Origin of the sequence: Pelagimonas phthalicica (assembly GCF_004364805.1) — a bacterium.
Lineage (GTDB): Bacteria > Pseudomonadota > Alphaproteobacteria > Rhodobacterales > Rhodobacteraceae > Pelagimonas > Pelagimonas phthalicica.
Window position 1 is genome coordinate 1,100,714 of record NZ_SOAP01000002.1, and the last position, 17,754, is coordinate 1,118,467.

A 17,754-nucleotide genomic window follows, 5' to 3' on the forward strand; every position below is an offset into this window, starting at 1 on the left:
CGCGAAATAAACGCGTTTTGATCAGATAGGTGACGCGATGTTCCGATAGGGGTATTCCGTAGGTACGTAACCCATGACCGCAAAGGAGGCCAAGATGGTGCGATTTACCGCTGTGACCCTCGGCATGGTGCTCTGTCTGGTCCTGGCCATGGGGGTGGGCGGCGTGTTCAGCGCGGTTGCGCTGCTCTACATCACAGTCTTCACCTTTTTCATGGACAAGCTGACGGCCCTGGCCACCCCAGATCATCCCGACGCGGAATTTCCCGCCGGTGACGGGCTGTCGCTGATCTTGGGTCTGGTGCATTTCCCGCTGCTCTATGGCGGGGTCTGGGCCATTGCGGTTTCGGGGCTTGCAACGCTCGACAAGGTTTTGATCTTCTTTGCGCTTTCCTTGTTTCTGGGTCAGGTTAGCAACTCCAACGCCCATGAGCTGATCCACCGCTCCTCGCGCCATCTGCATCGTCTTGGCGTGGCGGTTTACAGCTCGATCCTGTTTGGCTTTCACGCCTCGGCCCATGTGCGCGTGCATCACATCCATGCCGCGACCGAGCGTGACCCCAATTCCGCCCGTCTGGGGCAGAATTTCTATCACTTTGCCGGGCGCGCCTGGATCGGAGCCTTGCGGCAAGGGTTTCGCGCCGAATCCCGGTTCCGCAAAGGCAAGGGCCTGCATCCCTATGCCCTTTACGCAGGTTATGCGGCGCTGTCGCTGCTGCTGGCTTGGCTTATCGGAGGGCTCGCGGGCGTTCTGACTCTGCTCGGCCTTGCCAGCTATGCGCAGATCCAGCTTTTGCTGTCGGATTACGTCCAGCATTACGGGCTGCGCCGGGCCGAGATTGCGCCGGGCAAATGGGAGCCAGTCGGGCCGCAACACAGCTGGAACAGCCCGCACGGGTTTTCATCCAGCCTGATGCTGAACGCCCCGCGCCATTCCGACCACCACGCCCATCCCAACCGCCCCTATCCCGGGCTCGAACTGAACCGCGACGAGATGCCGATCCTGCCGCAATCCCTGCCGGTGATGGCGGTTTTGGCGCTGGTGCCCCCCGTTTGGCGCAAGCTGATGGACCACCGCGCCGCGAAATGGCAGGCACGGTCCTCCCGCACCTGAACATAATCCACACCGCGCCATGCGCGGCAGCTCGCGCAAAGATCACATTCCGGTATGCCTGACTTTGCGCGCCGCCCCGCTTCTGGCACATATGCCTCATGAAACAGATTCTCGCCTCCGCCCTGTCTGCTGCCCTTATCAGCGCCACCGCCCTACCCGCCCTGGCCGCCGAAGCCCTCTCGGGCCCGGAATTCGAGGCCTATGTCAAAGGCAAGACGCTTTACTTTGGCATGGCCGGTCAGGCCTACGGTGTCGAAGAATACCTGGACGACCGCCGCGTGCGCTGGTCCTTTCTGGATGGCAAATGCAAGGATGGGTTCTGGTACGAAGAAGCCAGCCAGATCTGCTTTGTCTACGAGGACACGCCAGAACCGCAATGCTGGTCTTTCTACAAAGAAGGCAAAGGCTTGCGCGCGGTTTTTGAGAACGACCCATCCAGCACCGTCCTCTATGAGGCGCAACAGGATGACGAGCCGATGTTGTGCCTCGGCCCGGATGTCGGGGTTTAAAGCCTAGGGTCAGGATGCGTTGATTTGACGCCACTGGGCGACTTAAACAGTCGCCCCAACCGACCGCCTCGCCAAAGTTAACCGCGGCGCTGCAGCCCCTCAGGTTTGCGTTCTTCGGCAACTTTGACACGGGCGCGTTCCCCCGTGATACGCGGCTGGCGTTTGCCACCGCTTGGCCCGTCATCGCCCATGCGCATGATCACCACGGCGAATTGCACCCCGGCAAACACGATCCCGTTGAAGACCCACAGCATGATCACCGCGACGACGCCAATATCAGAGTTGAGGATCAGCGCCCCGAGATTGGCAACGTTGAGCCATAGCAACGCTGCAACGAACAGCGCCGAGAGGCCAAAGCCAACGATCACCTGACGAATATAAAGCCGAACCAGTTCTGGCATCACATAGCCCTCCTGATACATTCCAACCTTAGAATACCTCTAAATCAGAATAGCACAAGCCCAATACCAAGCGATTAGGGTCAGGACCCATTAATTCACAATGCTCAGCATGGAAAAATACGTGTTATCAGTGGTTTGATTTTCGCAGACAAGGCTGGTTGCCTTGGCAAGAAAATCGAACCACTGAGAGCGTGTATTTCTCCATGCCCTTCGGGTTCACCGGATTTTGTCCCAACCTGCGTTATATGCCCTTGAAATAGAACCACTATTCCGGCGGGCATATGCCTGGTCTGGAACAAAATCTGGCGAACTGAGCGTTGTGAATTAATGGGTCCTGACCCTAACCCAACTTCCCCCGCTGCGTCACCGGGCTCACCCCGTAATGGGTGCGATATACGCGCGAGAAATGGCCGGGGCTGGAAAAGCCGCAGGCAATGGCGATCTCGATCACCGACAGCTCGGTCTGCACCAGCAGATGCCGCGCCCGTTCCAATCGTAATTCCATATAGTATTTCTTGGGCGAGGTATTGAGGTATTTACCAAAAACCCGCTCAACCTGCCGTGTCGAAATCCCCAAATCATCGGCAATCATAATGGGCGAAACCGGCTCGGCCAGATTGTCCCGCATGATCTCAATCGCGCGGGCCAGATGCGGGTTGCGGATACCATTGCGCGATTGCAGCGACAGTTTCTGATCCGACCCCGCCTCACGCACGGCGTTGTAAACCATCTGATCCGCCACGGCGAGCGACAGGTCAGCCCCGTGATCCTGTTCAATCACATGCAACATCAGATCCGCCGTCGCCGTCCCCCCCGAGGCCGTTACATATTTCTCATCATCAACAAACACGCTGCGCAGGGTGTTCACCTCGGGGAATTCTTCGAACATCGTATCGTGATATTCCCAGTGGATCGCTGCGCGCCGATCCTCCAGAAACCCCGCCTTGGCCAGCACATAGGCCCCCGAACATAGCGCCCCGATTCTCGTCCGGCTGGTGCGATCCAATCGGCGCAGCGCCGCAATCAGCCCCTTATGGTCGCGCTTTTGCATATTGATGCCCGACAGAACAAAGAGCCGATCACAGGCGGGCAGCGCTGCAAAGCTGTGATCCACCAGCGTCACCGCCCCCATCGAGCTCATCGCGCGCGCGCCATTTTCCGAGGCAAACGCCCAGGAATAAAGCGGTTTTTCCGCCACCAGATTGGCAATGCGCAGCGGTTCCACCGCGCAGGAAAACGCCAGATGGGTGAACTCTTCGACAAGGGCGAAAACGAAATGCTGGGTCTCGGTCTGCATCTTCGTGGCGGTCTTTCTCACTGGCTTGGAAACGGGTCCGACCTGCCGGGGTCGATACGGGGTCGGTAATTGTAGACAATATGTCTTTTAAATGTCATCACGCAATAGAATTCCGCCGCACACTCATCTCAGACACACAGGAGAGCCGCCGTGCCCGCCGCTTCAAAACCCGCGAAAGCACCCAGAAAAGCGCAATGCCTGGATGATCTGCGCCGCCGCATCCTGACCCAGGCCCATGCGCCGGGGGATTATCTGGATGAACAGCAGCTGGCGCAGACCTATGAGATGTCGCGCCCGCCCCTGCGCGAAGTGCTGAACCAGTTGGCGGGCGAAGGTTTTGTGGTCCTGCACAAGAATCGCGGCGCTCAAGTCGCCCCGATGACCCACAAAACCCTGCGCAATTTCTTTGTCGCCGCGCCGATGATCTATGCCGCGGTGTCGCGTCTGGCCGCCTGCCATGCCACGCCCGCACAGATCATGCAGCTCAAGGACACGCAGCTTTTGTTTCGCGCCGCCATTCGTGACGGAGATGTCAGCCAGCGCGCTCTGATCAACCAGCGCTTTCACGCGCAGATCGGCGATATGGCCGATAACGAATATCTCATGCCCAGCCTGCGCCGGTTGCTGATCGATCACACCCGCATCTCGATGACCTTTTATGACCCGCATCACGGGTCATTGGCGCAGCAGCGCAAGATTGCCGCCGACCAGCACGACGCCTTTATCGCCGCCTTTGAGGCCCATGATGCCGATGCCGCCGCGCAATTGGCCATTGATCATTGGGAGTTGTCACGCGCCGAAATCGAAACCTTTGCCGCCCCGCAAGGGCTGCAAATCCCGCTTGGAACCGCCCCCGGCACCCGCCAGCAGAAAGGAGCGTCATGAAATTTGACGGTATCTATACGCCGGTCATCACCCCGTATTTCGAGGATGGCCGCATTGACCGCGACGGCTTTGTCGCAATGATCGAACACCTGATTGCCTCCGGGGTTCAGGGGCTGATCAATGGCGGCTCAACCGGTGAATATTACGCCCAAAGCCTTGAGGAACGCCAAGACATGGCGCGCCTCGCCAAAGAGGTGATCGGGGATCGCCTGCCGCTGATCGTCGGCACCGTGGCCATCCGGCTGGAAGAGTCCATCGCCATGGCCGAAACCGCCGCCCAGATCGGGGCGGATGCCCTGCTGGTCGGCACCCCGCCCTATTCCGTGCCGACCGAGCGTGAAAACGCTCTGAACGCGCTGGCCATCGACCGCGCCGCTGATCTGCCGATCATGCTTTATAACTATCCCGGTCGCATGGGTGTTGAGATGGGAGAGGAGTTCCTTGACCGCGTTGGCCGCTCGCGCAATTTCTGCGCCATCAAGGAAAGCTCGGGCGATATCAACCGCGTGCACCTGCTGGCGCGCGATTACCCGCATATCCAGATGTCCTGCGGCATGGACGATCAGGCGCTGGAATTCTTTGCCTGGGGCGCGCGCAGCTGGGTCTGTGCCGGGTCAAATTTCCTCCCCAAAGAACACGTGGCGCTGTGGCGTGCCTGCGCGGTTGAAGGTGATTTCGACAAGGGCCGCCGTATCATGTCCGCCATGATGCCGCTGATGCGCGTCTTGGAACAGGGCGGCAAATTCATCCAATGCGTCAAATATGGCTGCGAGATTTCGGGCCAGCGCGCCGGAGCCCTGCGCCCGCCGCTCCGTGCGCTCAACAAAGATGACAAACGTCAATTGGAACAGGTCGTGCGCGTCCTGAAACGCACCATTGCAGATATCGAAGCGGAGGCCACGGCATGAGCGATCTTTTGACCACGCAGGAATACAAATCCATCGCCGCCGGGCTGTCCCTGCCCCATCAGGCCTTTATCGATGGCAGCTTTCGCAGCGCGATTTCTGGCAAAACCTTTGCCACCACCAACCCGGCCACCGGCGCAGACCTGACCCAAATCGCCGCCTGCGACGCAGCAGACGTGGATGTCGCCGTTGAAAAGGCCCGCGATGCCTTTGAAGATGGCCGCTGGTCGCGCCTGCATCCATCCGCGCGCAAAGAGGTGCTGATCAAGCTGGCCAAGCTGATCAAACGCAATGCCCGCGAATTGGCGGTGATGGAAAGTCTGGATAGCGGCAAGACCATCTTTGACTGCGAAACCGTGGATGTGCCCGAAACCATTCACTGCCTCATCTGGCACGCCGAGCTGATCGACAAGATCTATGATCAGACCGCCCCGGCCAGCGATGATCACCTCGCCATGATCTTGCGCGAACCTGTTGGGGTCGTTGGCCTTGTCCTGCCCTGGAACTTCCCCCTGCTTATGCTGGCCTGGAAGATCGGCCCAGCCCTGGCGGCGGGCTGTTCGGTGGTCGTAAAACCAGCCGAGGAAACCTCGCTCACCGCGCTGCGCATCGCCGAACTGGCGATGGAGGCGGGCATTCCCGCCGGGGTGTTCAACGTTGTCACCGGCTCCGGCCCCGATGTGGGTGAACCGCTGGGGCGGCATCCGGATGTCGATATGGTCTCTTTCACCGGCTCCACCGCAACCGGTCGACGCTTTCTGTCCTATTCCGGCGAAAGCAACCTCAAAGAGGTGACGCTGGAAATGGGCGGCAAGAACCCCGCGATTGTCATGGCCGACGCCGAAAACCTCGACCGGGTGGCGGCGCATATCGTCAATGGGGCGTTCTGGAATATGGGCGAAAACTGCTCGGCCTCCTCGCGGCTGATCGTAGCGCGCGAGATCAAGGATGCTCTGATTGACAAGATCATCGCCCATGCCCGCGAATGGCCCATGGGCGACCCTCTGGACCCGGCCAACCGTATTGGCGCGCTGGTCTCGCAGGCGCATTTTGACAAGGTCTGTTCCTATCTCGACGGCTCTCAGCGGATCCTCTTGGGCGGCACAGCGGAAAATGGCTTTGTGGAACCCACCATTCTTGAGGTTCCTGCTGATGCCAAAGCCTGGCGCGAAGAGATCTTTGGCCCAGTCCTGTCCGTCACCACGGTGGACACGATGGACCAGGCCGTAGCGCTGGCCAATGACACCGAATATGGGCTGGCGGCCTCGGTCTTTTCGAGCAATATCAAACAGGCCCTGCGCGCCGCCCGCGCCATCCGTGCTGGAACCGTGACGGTGAACAGCTTTGGCGAAGGCGACAGCGCCACGCCCTTTGGCGGCTACAAACAATCGGGCTTTGGCGGGCGTGACAATGGCATCCACGCCCATGATCAATATACCCAGATCAAGACCCTCTGGATTGATCTCAGCGATGACGCGGATGAGGCCGTGTCGTGACACGCAAAGTCACACAGCTCCCGGCCCTAATCGGGCCGGCAGCCTGGGCCGAGATCCTGCCCCAACCCGCCACCTACCCGGCCCTTCCCGGCCCCGCCACAGCGGATGTGGTGATCATCGGGGCCGGGTTTGCCGGGCTATCGGCGGCGCGGCGATTGAAACAGTTAGCCCCCGACGCCTCGGTGACCGTACTGGACGCGCTGCGCATCGCCCAAGGTTCCGCCGGGCGCAATTCCGGTTTTATGATCGACCTGCCCCATGATCTCGCCTCTTCCGATTATGCCGGGCCGGGCAATGACCGCACCCTGATTGACCTCAACCGTCAGGCCATTGATTTTGGCCGGGCTGCGGTAGAAGAATTCAGCATTTCGCCCGATTACTTTGACCCATCTGGCAAAGTGAACGGCACCGCCACCGAGGCCGCGCATCAGCACAACCTCACCTATGGCGCGCATCTGACCCATCTGGGCGAAGACAGCGAGATGCTGGATGCGCAGCAAATGCGCGAGATGACCGGCTCATCCCATTACCTTTCAGGGCTTTACACCCCCGGCACGGTGACCCTGCAACCTGCCGGATATATCCGTGGGCTGGCCGCGGGCTTGGCCGCACAAGGCGTGCAGATTCACGAATGCTCGCCAGTGACCCATTTCGCCAAACAGAGCAGTGCATGGCAGATCACAACCCCCGAAGGGAAGATCAGCGCGGGCAAGGTTATCTTGACCGTGAACGGCCATCTGCAAAGCTTTGGCTTTGCCAAGGGGCGGCTGATGCAGCTGTTTCTCTTTGCGATGATGACCCCGGATCTGGATGCCGAGAGCCTGCGCAAACTGGGTGGGCAGCCGCGCTGGGGCATCACCCCCTCCGACCCGATGGGCACCACCATGCGCCGCATCGATAGCCGTCAGGGCGGCAACCGCATCATCACCCGCACCTGCGCGGTGTTGAAACCGGGCATGCGCGCCTCGCAGACGCAAATGCAACGGGCAGCGGGCGTCATGCGGCGCAAGTTTGACCAACGGTTCCCGCAGCTTGCCGGGATAGCAATGGAATACCAATGGTCCGGCCATCTCTGCCTCAGCCGCAATGGGGTCTCGGTCACAAGCGAGCTTGAGCCCGGCCTGTTCTCTGCCTGTGCCCAGAACGGGCTTGGCACTGCGCGCGGCACCCTGACCGGGATCGCGGCGGCGGAATTGGCGATGGGAGCCAACAGCGAAATCTCGCGCTTTTTCAGCACCGAGGCCCAGCCCACCCGCCTGCCCCCGCAACCGTTTCAGGAAATCGGGGCCAATCTGGTGTTGCGCTATCGCGAGTGGCTGGCGCGGGCGGATTAAACGCGACGAAGTAGGTTTGCGGGTCAGAAGGCACCGTCATTGTGATTCCAAAACTCGCGGCGCGTTTTGGCAATCGTGTCTCCGCAACACCCTGCCGCGCCAAGCGCTCTCGGGACATTGCGGAGGCATCTTGTTTATGATGCCAAAACGCGTGGAAGACCTATAAGCCGGATTCTGTTCCCCCAAGGGTCTCCCCCGGGCTCGACGACCATTCATCTGGGCCCCGCGTTGCCACGAGACTCTTGCTGCCAACCCGAACCTCTCAGGCCAAAGCCGCCCTGCCCCGATATCCGCAAGCGGATCAGCCGGACGCGAGGTTCCTATTTGGCATTGCTCCCGGTGGGGCTTGCCATGCGGGCCATGTTGCCATGCCCCCGGTGGGCTCTTACCCCACCGTTTCACCCTTACCGCATCGAAATGCGGCGGTCTGTTTTCTGTGGCGCTCTCCGTCAGATTGCTCTGCCCGGGCGTTACCCGGCACCGATGCTTTGGCGAGTCCGGACTTTCCTCACCCTTTCGGGTGCGGCCGTCCAGTCTTCCACGCGGGTGCCCGCTTACGCCCCAGCGCTGGGGGCGTCAAGAGAAAGACGCGGAAGTTTTGCCATCGGGGCGGGCTCGGGAACCGTTAACGAAACATTGCCGAGTTGACAGCTGTCAACTTCGTTAAACCGCGTTAACTCTCAGCGCAAAACCAAGGGTTCCGCCAGCCATTCCCGCAGCGCATCCGTGACAGCAATCGGCTGCTCCAAGGGCGGCAAATGCCCGGCATGTTCAATGATTTTCAACTGCGCGCTGGGAATGAGTTCAGCCATGAAGGTGTGGCGTTTGACCGGCCAAATCTTGTCCTGAGCGCCGCACATCACCATGGTAGGAACGACGATTTTGCGCAGCGTCGTCTGCTGATCGCGCCGCCGCTGCATGGCGCGGGCCTGGCGCATATAGCATTCGGGGCCAAGCGTTTGCGACATATCCTCGACCAGCGCGATGATCTCGGCGCGATAGGGCGTCGGGGCCAGATCGAAATGGCGCAGCTCCTCCTCCATCACCTCGCTGAGCTTGCCAGCGCGGGCGCGGATGATCTGCGGATCCCGCGCGGCGGCCTGCTGCGGCGTGTCGGCAAGCGGGGTCGTGTCCAGCAAAGCCAGCCGGGTGATACGGTCTGGCGCACGGCGGATCAGTTCAAGCGCAACGATCCCGCCCATGCCCAACCCGACAAGGGCAAAACGTTTCGGCAAAACATCCAACAGATTCGAAGCGATTTCCTCAACCCGTTCCCCTTGGGTGATCGGCGCGCTCATCACCGCGTGGTCACGGGACAGGTCAGCAATCTGAGGGCCAAACAGGCGCGCATCGCACATCATCGCAGGCAAAAACACCACCGGTTCACGCATTGCTGGTCAGTTCCCTGTTGCGCAGCTTTGCCCCGAATGCGGGCGCAACTGCTCGCTTTGATCCTCTTGCGCTCACAGTATCAAACCGCGCGGCAATGGAAAGAGCGCAAACAAAAACGAGGCGCATTTTCGCGCCTCGTTTCAATTGCTTGCCCAAGATTTCACGGGTCACTTTAGCTGCCCAACTTGTCCCAGAAATGCTTGAGATGTTTGTTGACGATCTCATTGTAACGATCCGACTGGCGCAGCTTGGCCAGACCGGCGTTAAAGCGATACATCATCGTCGTGCCGCGCCAGTGGCGTTTGGAGATGATCATATGCATGGTCTGCACCGATAGCGGGCGCGACAGCGGCTCGATTTCACCACGCAGGCCCATTTTATCGACCATATGCGCGCCGTTAAAGACATTGGCAGAGACTGCATCAACCTCACCGGCCATCAACGCCTCAAAGCAGCCTTTGAACTCGTTGCGGCGTTCGAGGTTGATCAGACCTTTGCTCAGCCATTGGCGATCCGGGCTGTCGAGATCATGGGTGAACTGACCGGCGGCGCGGCAGATGGTTTTGCCGTGAATGTCGCTGTCCTGTTCCCATTTGAACTCGTTCCCTTTGCGCACCCAAAGCAGCACCAGAATCTCGACCACCGGGTCAGAGAAATGGAAATTGGCGCAGCGCGGTTCGTCCGGTGTCGCGTCGCAATCCGGTTTGAACCAGGGAAAGCCCATGTCAAAGCTCTTTTCATCGAGCAGAGGGAAGAGCTGTTTGGACCAATCCTCTTCGAAGGTGACCGAATATTTCACCGGGTTGGGCGTTTCTTCCATCACCGCATGAACCAGCTCGGTGGTCATGCCCTGCCCCAGCCAGTTCAGATCGGCAAAGGGCGGGCGCCCGGTGCCGGTCAGCAATTTGATCTCGGCCTTGTCCACATCCACATGATAGGGCGTGACCTCGGCCTTGATGGTTTCCTGACCGGGCACGCAAGGAATGGTCAGCACATCACCAGGATTGATCTGGAAGACGCTGGATTGCAGCATCTCCTGATTGGCGTAATAGATCAGCGTCCATTTTTCAGGATCGCCAAAGCGTTTCTCTGCAATGGAAAAAACCGTTTCACCGGGTTTGACCGTATAGGTTTCATCATCACAGCTCTGCGCGGCGGCCCCAATCGGCAGCAGCAGCGCAAAAAGAGTGCTTAAACCGCGCAACCGCATATCAGAACTCTGCCCAGATGCGGCTCATATGTTCGTCAATGATCCGCTGATAGGTGCCGTTTTCCTTGATCATGGCCAATCCTTTCTCGAACTCTGCCAGCAATTCAGGCCCGTTGGGGTGGGATTTGTGCACAACCATATGGTTGCCATCCACCGAGATCGGCTGGCCTTTTGCCACCTCGACCTTGTCACCCAGGTTCATTTCCTTGATCTTTTTGCGCCCGGTGAATTCGTTCAGGACAACCCCGTCAACGGTGCCCTCAACCAAAGCATCGAAACAATCCGCCGGAGAAGGTTCGATATGCAGGTTGATATGGTTGTTTTTCAACCAGTTACGACCATGTTGATCGAAGATATAGGTTGAATAGCCCTTGGGGCGACACAGGGTTTTGCCTGCCAGGTCATCGTCCGAGACAAAGGCAATCGGGCGGGATTTGTCGACGAAGAGCAGCATCAGCACCTCGAACATCGAGTCCGAGAAGTTCAGATTGGCGCAGCGATAGGTCTCTGGATCGGCGTCACAATCCGGTTTGAACCAGGGGAAACCGATATCCAGCAAAGCGTTGGACAGCAAGGGTTCGTGATGCGCGGACCAGTCATTGACCCAGTGAATGGCATAGCCTTCTTTCGGGTTGGCGGCTTTCATTGCTTCTTCGACAACCTCGGCCAGAATGCCGCCTTTCGGCAGGCCGCGATCGGTGAAGGGCGCGAAATCGTCACCGGTCAGGATGTTGATTTTCTTGCGCGTCTCAGCATTGCCGGGCGCAACCACAAGCGGAGCGGCAGGGGCCACAGCAGCGGCTTTGATCGCCTCAATCGGTGTGCCGCCCTCAAGCCCGGTAGGCAGGCCATTGATACAGGCCATGCGCAGCTTCATCCCGACGCGGATATTGTTCGGGTTGCCGCCGATCTTGTCGCTGTTATTGCTGTGGATCGAGGTCCACTGACCGACATTCTTGTAAAGCTTGTCAGCGATCAGCGACAGGCTGTCACCGCGCCCCACCGTGTAGATGCCGCCGCAGGTTTCTTGTGCAGACGCAGAAAGAGTGCCAGCAACCAGCGCTGACGCGGCCAGCACACTCAGATGTTTCAACATAGGTACATTCCCCAAAATCCCGTTAACGAATGGTCGCGCATGTAGTGGGGGCCGTCAACGGCTAGCCTAGGGATTGTGGCGAGACCTATATGTATCAAGGGTTTCACGCGCTTTGACCACTCGGGTTTGGGGGCCATATCGAAAAAACGGAATGCAAATTCGGCAGTTATCCACAGAATCGCATGACGGAAATGACAGGCTGCGGGGGCTTGATTTTGGCCCCCGCAGCGGTGGTTTTACAGCCCGGCCCAGATGCTGGACATGTGTTTGTCGATGACGTTCAGATATTCGCCACTTTCACGCAGATCAGCGAGGCTGGCGTTGAATTTGGCGATGATCTTGCCCGATCTTGGGTTGGATTTATGCGCCACCGCATGCAGGCCTTCGATGGCGAGCGGGCGGGATAGCTGTAGTTCGATCTGGTCGGCAACGCCCATATCCTTGGACACGATTCGCCCGGTGAATTCGTTCATCGCGACCGCGTCAGTTGTGCCATCGATCAGGCGAGCAAAACAATCTTCGGCGGATTGCGGCGTCTGCAATCGTGCCCCGGCGCGGGTGAGGAAATCAGCCCCCTGCCCCTGGCGCAACGTGGTGCCATGACCAAGTGGGGAGCAGACGCGCATACCGTCCAGGTCGGCCTCTGTCGTGTAAGTCACGCCGCTCCCCTTGCGGGTGAACAAGACCACCAGCATTTCAAACATTGGATCCGAATAGACGTAATCGGTGCAAAGCGAGAGCGACGGCGTGGCCTGGCAATCGGGCTTGCGCCATGGGAAGGCGAGATCGACCATGCCTTCGGACAACATGGGATCGAGATGCACCGAGCGGTCATTCACCCAGTAGAATTTGTGTTTACCAAAGTCTCCGGCCGAGACCACGACCCGGTTGACCAGATCGGTGATCAACCCCGAGCTGAGCTGCAAACGGTTGGTGAAGGGGCGGAAATCGTCACCAGCCAGCAATTTCAGCGCCACGCCTTCCTGACGTCTTTGCGCGGCTTTCTTGCGGGTGGTGATCGTGTCGGGAGTCGTGGCAGAGGCCGCCGCTGGCGCGCCCAAAGCTGCGGTTTGCACGGGTTTTCCCCCGGCCAAACCACGCGGCAACCCTCCGAGGCAAGGAATGCGATATTCATGACCAACGCGAATGCTGTCCGGGGTGGCAATCTTTTCGATGTTGTTGCGATAGATCACCGTCCATTGGCTGACATCCTTGTACAGCTTGTCCGCGATAAGCGACAGGCTGTCCCCAGGTTTGACCTTGTAGACACCGCCACAGGTTTCCTGTGCCTGCACCATCCCCGTACCGGCCGCCCATAGCGAAGCCGCCAGCGCAATTGCGCTCTTTTTCATGATCCTCTCCCTGCTCGACAGGATCCTCTCCACTGAATCCCGACAGGGTTAGCGTTGCTTATGTTGTGGCTTCGGTCAACAGTGGCACTAGGATTTGTGGAGACTTCTAGAGGTTTCAACAACTTCCGCCGTCGGTTTCAGACTGGAAATCGTCGCGTTTGAAAAGTTATCCACAGAATCGGTGGGTCGGTTTCAAAGTTTTGGGCGGCGGGCCAAAAGCACCGTGAAGCCGCGGCAATCGGGATCATTTGGCACGAATTCTTCGACCTCGGCCCCGGCTTGGGCCAGCAGATTGGTATATTCGGGCAAGGAGAGCGAGGCGTGAAAGACCTCTTCGCCGCCAACATGGCCGGTCACCTCGCCTTCGCCCGGACCGACGGTCAGAAGCAGCCGCCCGCCGGGGGTGAGATGTTTGGCAATCAGGGGCAGCGCGTGGCGTTGTTCCGCCCGCGTCAGGTGAAAAAACGCGCCCCAATCTATGATCGCTTCGAATTGCTGATTTAGGGCGAGGTCGCGCATATCCGCGCGGATGGCGCGGGCTTGCGGCAGGCGCTTGGCAAAGAGATCGAGCATGGATTGCGAAAAGTCACAGCCGGTGACCTCGAACCCCTGCGCAACCAGCCAAGCGGCAATCGGTTCCCCCGCGCCACAGCCAAGATCCAAGACCGCCCCACCCGTCGGCACATCTGCGATGGCCCGACGTAGCCAATTGATTTCGAACAGATCTTTGGGCCGTCCAGCGTCATAGGCCACTGCCTGACGATCATAGATCGCCTGCGTTTGCGTTGCCAAACGCGCTAGCCGGTCTTGCTCACGATCTGCATCCATATGGCGGCCTCGTCATACAGGGTCCATTCCCGGCGCAACCCCCAGGGGCCAAATTCGGCATGGCTGATGCCCATGATATGCACATCCGCCCCGGTGGGTTTGCCAAAGGCCCCCCAACCATCATGCCGCCCGGTCAGGGACCACCGTATCGCGGCGCGCGGCGGCATCAAGGCCTCTTCCATACCGATGCAATGGTGAATGCGGAATTCCGCCGCCGGAAAAGCCGCCCGCAGCCCCAGCCAAAAGGCATCGACCTCGGACCAACCATGCTGATCCCGCCCACCGGGATAGCTCATCTGGCAGGCACGGTCATATTGTTCAGGAATGACAGAGAGTTCGCCCTGCATGATCTGATCAAGTATAGCGGCAAAAGCTTCGCCCCATTGGTTGGAATTGCCGCTTCCTGTATAGGGGCCAACCTCATCCATTTCGGGGCGAAAGGGGGTTGGCACTGGGTCAACCCCAAGTATCTGATCGCGCGCCCAATCCTGCACGTCAAACCCAAGCTGGCGCAGGATCGCGCCACTATCCATCACCCGCCATTCATCGCTGATCTGGTTGGCCTTGGCGTAACGATCCGCCAATTCGCGAAACATCACCCGTTTGCCGCTGGCCGGGCCGTAACCGCCGCCGCCCTTATGGGTCGCGGTGGACAAGATACGTTGCGAGCCCAGCATCCCCACCGGTGGGCTGCCGGAGCAAATCACGTCTTCGCCCATCATGGTGCGGTCGGGAAAAGCGACCAGCGTGTCCATGGCCAGATCCGCCACCGCCTGCACGCCAAAGCCGATGCCACGGGGGGTGCGGATGGTGACGTCGCGGTGATAATAATCCTGAATCCGCGCCATCAGCCCCCGCTCCTCCCAGATTTCGCGGCTGGAGGTCAGGATAAAATCGGGGAAATCGCGGAATCTCTGCTCGAAATCCTTCATGGGAGGGTGCCTTGTAGTTAACCTTTCCTCACATCTGAACAATCAAGGTTAATGGCACGTTTAGATTGGCTATTCCGGATAAGAAATTCCGTGAAAGGGTGGGAAATCGGCATATCTTTGCTGGCGCTGGTGCAAATCTTCCTCAGGGTGTTCACCTGCGCGCAAAAGCGCGCCGCGCGGGGCGATGTAGCTGTCGATGCGCCGCCGCGGTTCGGGACGCCAGACCAGGTTGAAGGCGCAGAGTTTTGGAAAGAACCAAATCTCGGAATACGCAAGGTGATCATGCATCCACCACGCCAGATCGCGCCAATCGCGCCCCTGTTCGTATTGGCGCGCAAACCAGGGAATGACGACCGAGGCACCGGCGACGGGCGTGTCGGGCAAATCCCAGATATGGCATTCGATCGGATTGTCGTTGCGGGCGCAATTCAGCTTGTGCTCATTGCCAAACGCGTTGAGCCGTTGCGAGCGGAAGCCTGAGCGAATGAATATCCGGCCAAAGGTTTCTTCGAGCGGGTCAAGAAGCGTTGTGGCAAAGGCCCGGCCGCGTTCCAGCGCCAGATCAGGATCATCCGGTATGTTGCTGATTTCGTGAAAATTTCCGATCTCGGAACACAGAAATTCCCGCATCCAGAAATGCCGCGACAGCGGTTCGCGCCCCAGTGTTTCAAGGCTCCACATGGAGGCAGGGCGGCGCATTTATGTCCCCCGTGGAGGCATCAATAACCGCCCCAGCAAAAGGCTCCGTCCTCGGCGCGCAGGGGAGAAAACGGGTTGAAGGCGATTTCCCAGATATGCCCCTCGGGGTCGGCGAAATAGCCGTGATACCCACCCCAAAACACCTCTTGCGGCTGTTTGAGAACCTTGCCCCCGGCCCCTTCAACCTTGGCCATCAGCGCATCCACTTCTTCTTTGGAGCGCAGGTTCTGACCCAGGGTCATGCCCCCCTTGCCAAGGCTCTCAACCGGCAGGCCAATATCCTCGGCCAGCCCCGCCAGAGGGTAGAGCCCGATGGATTGGCCCAGCAGGTCATAAACGACGATATTGTCCGGAGTGTCGACAGGCGACCAGCCCATGGCTTGGTAGAAACCGGCTGTTTTTTCGACATCTGTTACGCCCAGTGTGACCAGGCTAATCCGTTGTTCCATCGTCTAAATCCTTGATCCATCCTAAAATATGCTGCGCCATGAGCACGCTTTGATGGGGCGACAGAACATGGCCTGCGATGACGTGGCGGTTGGGATCATCCTCGGGCCCGACCTCCACCACATGCAAGCTGGTCGGCCCACCCCATTGCGCCGCCACAACCCGTGTTTGCGCATGATCAATCACCTGATCGAGATCGTCAAAGACAAAGAGCGCCGGCTGAGAAACATTTCGCGGTGGCGACTGTTTGACGGCCTGAACCGCCGCTGCCATCGGCAAAAGCGCGCGGGTGGGATAGCTGTTGGTCCAATAGGTGGCGTGATCCTCGTTTGAGGGGGTGAAACTGCGGGTCTCGCCTGCGAGTTTGGGCAGCCACCAGCGCGCGCCTGGCCAAACCAGCAAGGCGGCCGCCGGAGATTTCAGTTTGAAATTCGGGGAGATCAGCACATAGGCGGCGACCTCTGCGCTCATCTCTTCCTGAGCGGCCAGAGTGGCCAAACTCGCTCCGGTCGAGGTGCCGATCACCAGAGTCTTGCGGCCAATTTTGCGGGCAATGGCAAGCGCTTCGGCGATATCTCTCATCCAGCCCTCGACGCTGGCCGTGGCCATGGTATCGCCGTCGCGACCATGCCCTTGCAACCGGGTATAAACCAGATTGGCACCTAATTCCTGCGCGACAAGATCCGGCACCGGGCGGATTTCCTCGGACGTGGCAGAAAACCCGTGAAGATAGACGATGACCCAATCGGTGATCTGCTCCGGCTCATTGGCCCATTCAACCCGTTTCGCCACGCCCGGCGTGATATCGTCAAAACGCGCCTCTTGCGCGGCCAAATAGGCATCAACGCCGCCCTGCAAGACAGAGTCATCGAATTGAATATCGGTCACAACCGGCTCGCGCGATCCAAACAGCCACATGCCGATCCCTGCCGACACCGCCGCCAGAGCCAGACAGGCCAGCCCCCAAAGAATGAGTTTCACGTATACCTCCCCTGTCGCTTTGGGGGAGTGTGTCAGCCTGTCACGTCAAGGCCAAGACAATCGCGACGTCACGCGCGCTGGGCGACCTCGGTCACGGTGTCCTCGATCAGGGTCAGGCAATCGGGTGAGGAAAAGCGGTGATCGGCCCCTTTGACAAATTCCAGCCGCATATCGTCACTTTTGATATGGTCCAGCAGCTTGAGCGCGGTGCCACGAGCGACGGCCTCATCCTCGGTACCCTGAAGCAGGCGCACGGGCCATGGCATGTTGAGCGGGGTCGACAAAACCAAATGTTCGCGCCCATCCTCGATCAGTTTTTTGGTCACCCAATAGGGATCTTCATAAAGAGAGGGCATTTCAAGATGCCCCTCTTCCATGACTTGACGGCGTTCAACCTCATTGAACCCAGCCCAAAACTCCTCTTCGGTGAAATCAGGAGCGGCGGCGATCCCGACAAAACCCACGGTTTGCGACAGACGCTTGGACAGAATGCTGGCAATCCAGCCCCCCATCGAAGAGCCAACAAGGATCAGCGGACCATTCACCACATGTTTGATAACCAGGGCCGCATCCGCCGCCCAATCCCCGATGCAGCCATCCTCAAACACACCGCCAGAGCGGCCATGGCCCGAATAATCCAGCCGCAAAAAGGCGCGGCCCTGGGATTCGGCCCATTGTTCGAGATGCACCGCCTTGGTGCCATCCATGTCTGATCGATATCCTGACAGGAACACAATACAGGGCAATTCGCCCTCAGTATAGGCATACGCCAAACGCCCACGCGGCCCGTCGATATAGGATACCTCAGCCATCATATTCCTCGCAGTTCCACCGAAAGCATATTGTTCAGACACAAAACAACACAACTACCCAACCGGT

The 17,754-nt window shown here is 59.1% G+C and carries 18 protein-coding genes and 1 other RNA gene; 6 read left to right on the forward strand and 13 right to left on the reverse strand.

The genetic code is table 11. The features are described 5' to 3' along the window. Positions 1-94: 94 nt before the first annotated feature. Positions 95-1,111, forward strand: coding sequence for an alkane 1-monooxygenase (locus tag CLV87_RS15455; protein ID WP_099247850.1), 1,017 nt, complete (start codon positions 95-97; stop codon positions 1,109-1,111). Positions 1,112-1,209: 98 nt separating this feature from the next. Then, positions 1,210-1,620, forward strand: coding sequence for a hypothetical protein (locus CLV87_RS15460; protein WP_099246794.1), 411 nt, complete (start codon positions 1,210-1,212; stop codon positions 1,618-1,620). Between the two features lie 77 nt (positions 1,621-1,697). Here CLV87_RS15460 and CLV87_RS15465 read toward each other — a convergent pair whose 3' ends face one another. Then, complete coding sequence (locus CLV87_RS15465) at positions 1,698-2,021, reverse strand: hypothetical protein (RefSeq protein ID WP_099247852.1); 324 nt, start codon at positions 2,019-2,021, stop codon at positions 1,698-1,700. A gap of 340 nt (positions 2,022-2,361) precedes the next feature. Beyond that, positions 2,362-3,318, reverse strand: coding sequence for a GlxA family transcriptional regulator (locus tag CLV87_RS15470; RefSeq protein WP_099246796.1), 957 nt, complete (start codon positions 3,316-3,318; stop codon positions 2,362-2,364). A gap of 150 nt (positions 3,319-3,468) precedes the next feature. Between CLV87_RS15470 and CLV87_RS15475 the strand changes: the two genes are divergently transcribed. Genes CLV87_RS15475 through CLV87_RS15490 form a run of 4 tightly spaced genes read left to right on the forward strand, consistent with a single transcriptional unit; the run spans position 3,469 to position 7,938 of the window. Next, the gene (locus CLV87_RS15475) at positions 3,469-4,203 is read left to right on the forward strand and encodes a GntR family transcriptional regulator (RefSeq protein WP_099246798.1); all 735 of its coding nucleotides are present in this window, start codon (positions 3,469-3,471) and stop codon (positions 4,201-4,203) included. Then, the gene (locus CLV87_RS15480; RefSeq protein ID WP_099246800.1) at positions 4,200-5,111 is read left to right on the forward strand and encodes a dihydrodipicolinate synthase family protein; all 912 of its coding nucleotides are present in this window, start codon (positions 4,200-4,202) and stop codon (positions 5,109-5,111) included. The genes CLV87_RS15475 and CLV87_RS15480 overlap by 4 nt, the downstream gene beginning before the upstream one ends. Beyond that, positions 5,108-6,604 carry an aldehyde dehydrogenase gene (locus CLV87_RS15485; protein WP_099246802.1) on the forward strand — a complete coding sequence of 499 codons (1,497 nt, stop codon included), beginning with the start codon at positions 5,108-5,110 and terminating at the stop codon, positions 6,602-6,604. Before CLV87_RS15480 ends, CLV87_RS15485 begins: the two co-directional genes overlap by 4 nt. Beyond that, entirely contained in the window at positions 6,601-7,938 is a 1,338-nt protein-coding gene (locus CLV87_RS15490) for an NAD(P)/FAD-dependent oxidoreductase (protein WP_099246804.1), read from the forward strand. Before CLV87_RS15485 ends, CLV87_RS15490 begins: the two co-directional genes overlap by 4 nt. A gap of 147 nt (positions 7,939-8,085) precedes the next feature. Here CLV87_RS15490 and rnpB read toward each other — a convergent pair. The 11 genes from rnpB to CLV87_RS15545 all read right to left on the reverse strand — a co-directional run bounded on the left by rnpB (position 8,086) and on the right by CLV87_RS15545 (position 17,687). Further along, positions 8,086-8,480, reverse strand: an RNA gene (gene rnpB / locus CLV87_RS15495) — RNase P RNA component class A. 138 nt (positions 8,481-8,618) lie between these two features. Further along, positions 8,619-9,329 (reverse strand): alpha/beta fold hydrolase, encoded by a 711-nt coding sequence (locus tag CLV87_RS15500; RefSeq protein WP_099246806.1) that lies wholly within the window; start codon positions 9,327-9,329, stop codon positions 8,619-8,621. Positions 9,330-9,502: 173 nt separating this feature from the next. Next, on the reverse strand, positions 9,503-10,540 hold the full coding sequence (locus CLV87_RS15505) for a LysM peptidoglycan-binding domain-containing protein (protein ID WP_099246808.1): 1,038 nt from the start codon (positions 10,538-10,540) through the stop codon (positions 9,503-9,505). Between the two features lies 1 nt (position 10,541). Beyond that, entirely contained in the window at positions 10,542-11,636 is a 1,095-nt protein-coding gene (locus CLV87_RS15510; protein WP_099246809.1) for a transporter substrate-binding domain-containing protein, read from the reverse strand. Positions 11,637-11,872: 236 nt separating this feature from the next. Further along, positions 11,873-12,988, reverse strand: a complete 1,116-nt coding sequence (locus CLV87_RS15515; protein ID WP_099246811.1) for a LysM peptidoglycan-binding domain-containing protein — start codon at positions 12,986-12,988, stop codon at positions 11,873-11,875. 192 nt (positions 12,989-13,180) lie between these two features. After that, positions 13,181-13,816 carry a class I SAM-dependent methyltransferase gene (locus CLV87_RS15520; protein WP_099246813.1) on the reverse strand — a complete coding sequence of 212 codons (636 nt, stop codon included), beginning with the start codon at positions 13,814-13,816 and terminating at the stop codon, positions 13,181-13,183. Continuing rightward, the gene (locus CLV87_RS15525; RefSeq protein WP_099246815.1) at positions 13,786-14,748 is read right to left on the reverse strand and encodes a nuclear transport factor 2 family protein; all 963 of its coding nucleotides are present in this window, start codon (positions 14,746-14,748) and stop codon (positions 13,786-13,788) included. The genes CLV87_RS15520 and CLV87_RS15525 overlap by 31 nt, the downstream gene beginning before the upstream one ends. Positions 14,749-14,817: 69 nt before the next feature. After that, positions 14,818-15,429, reverse strand: a complete 612-nt coding sequence (locus CLV87_RS15530; protein WP_099247854.1) for a hypothetical protein — start codon at positions 15,427-15,429, stop codon at positions 14,818-14,820. Between the two features lie 38 nt (positions 15,430-15,467). Next, positions 15,468-15,896, reverse strand: coding sequence for a VOC family protein (locus CLV87_RS15535; protein WP_099246817.1), 429 nt, complete (start codon positions 15,894-15,896; stop codon positions 15,468-15,470). Beyond that, entirely contained in the window at positions 15,880-16,875 is a 996-nt protein-coding gene (locus tag CLV87_RS15540; RefSeq protein WP_099246819.1) for an alpha/beta hydrolase, read from the reverse strand. The genes CLV87_RS15535 and CLV87_RS15540 overlap by 17 nt, the downstream gene beginning before the upstream one ends. A 68-nt stretch (positions 16,876-16,943) precedes the next feature. Further along, positions 16,944-17,687, reverse strand: a complete 744-nt coding sequence (locus CLV87_RS15545) for an alpha/beta hydrolase (RefSeq protein ID WP_099247856.1) — start codon at positions 17,685-17,687, stop codon at positions 16,944-16,946. Positions 17,688-17,754 lie beyond the last annotated feature (67 nt).

Excerpts from the sequence above, each read along its gene's own strand:
- CLV87_RS15455 (WP_099247850.1), top strand. The coding sequence starts at position 95 with ATGGTGCGATTTACCGCTGTGACCCTCGGCATGGTGCTCTGTCTGGTC.
- CLV87_RS15460 (WP_099246794.1), top strand. The coding sequence starts at position 1,210 with ATGAAACAGATTCTCGCCTCCGCCCTGTCTGCTGCCCTTATCAGCGCC.
- CLV87_RS15465 (WP_099247852.1), bottom strand. The coding sequence starts at position 2,021 with ATGCCAGAACTGGTTCGGCTTTATATTCGTCAGGTGATCGTTGGCTTT.
- CLV87_RS15470 (WP_099246796.1), bottom strand. The coding sequence starts at position 3,318 with ATGCAGACCGAGACCCAGCATTTCGTTTTCGCCCTTGTCGAAGAGTTC.
- CLV87_RS15480 (WP_099246800.1), top strand. The coding sequence starts at position 4,200 with ATGAAATTTGACGGTATCTATACGCCGGTCATCACCCCGTATTTCGAG.
- CLV87_RS15485 (WP_099246802.1), top strand. The coding sequence starts at position 5,108 with ATGAGCGATCTTTTGACCACGCAGGAATACAAATCCATCGCCGCCGGG.
- CLV87_RS15500 (WP_099246806.1), bottom strand. The coding sequence starts at position 9,329 with ATGCGTGAACCGGTGGTGTTTTTGCCTGCGATGATGTGCGATGCGCGC.
- CLV87_RS15505 (WP_099246808.1), bottom strand. The coding sequence starts at position 10,540 with ATGCGGTTGCGCGGTTTAAGCACTCTTTTTGCGCTGCTGCTGCCGATT.
- CLV87_RS15510 (WP_099246809.1), bottom strand. The coding sequence starts at position 11,636 with ATGTTGAAACATCTGAGTGTGCTGGCCGCGTCAGCGCTGGTTGCTGGC.
- CLV87_RS15515 (WP_099246811.1), bottom strand. The coding sequence starts at position 12,988 with ATGAAAAAGAGCGCAATTGCGCTGGCGGCTTCGCTATGGGCGGCCGGT.
- CLV87_RS15520 (WP_099246813.1), bottom strand. The coding sequence starts at position 13,816 with ATGGATGCAGATCGTGAGCAAGACCGGCTAGCGCGTTTGGCAACGCAA.
- CLV87_RS15525 (WP_099246815.1), bottom strand. The coding sequence starts at position 14,748 with ATGAAGGATTTCGAGCAGAGATTCCGCGATTTCCCCGATTTTATCCTG.
- CLV87_RS15530 (WP_099247854.1), bottom strand. The coding sequence starts at position 15,429 with ATGTGGAGCCTTGAAACACTGGGGCGCGAACCGCTGTCGCGGCATTTC.
- CLV87_RS15535 (WP_099246817.1), bottom strand. The coding sequence starts at position 15,896 with ATGGAACAACGGATTAGCCTGGTCACACTGGGCGTAACAGATGTCGAA.
- CLV87_RS15545 (WP_099247856.1), bottom strand. The coding sequence starts at position 17,687 with ATGGCTGAGGTATCCTATATCGACGGGCCGCGTGGGCGTTTGGCGTAT.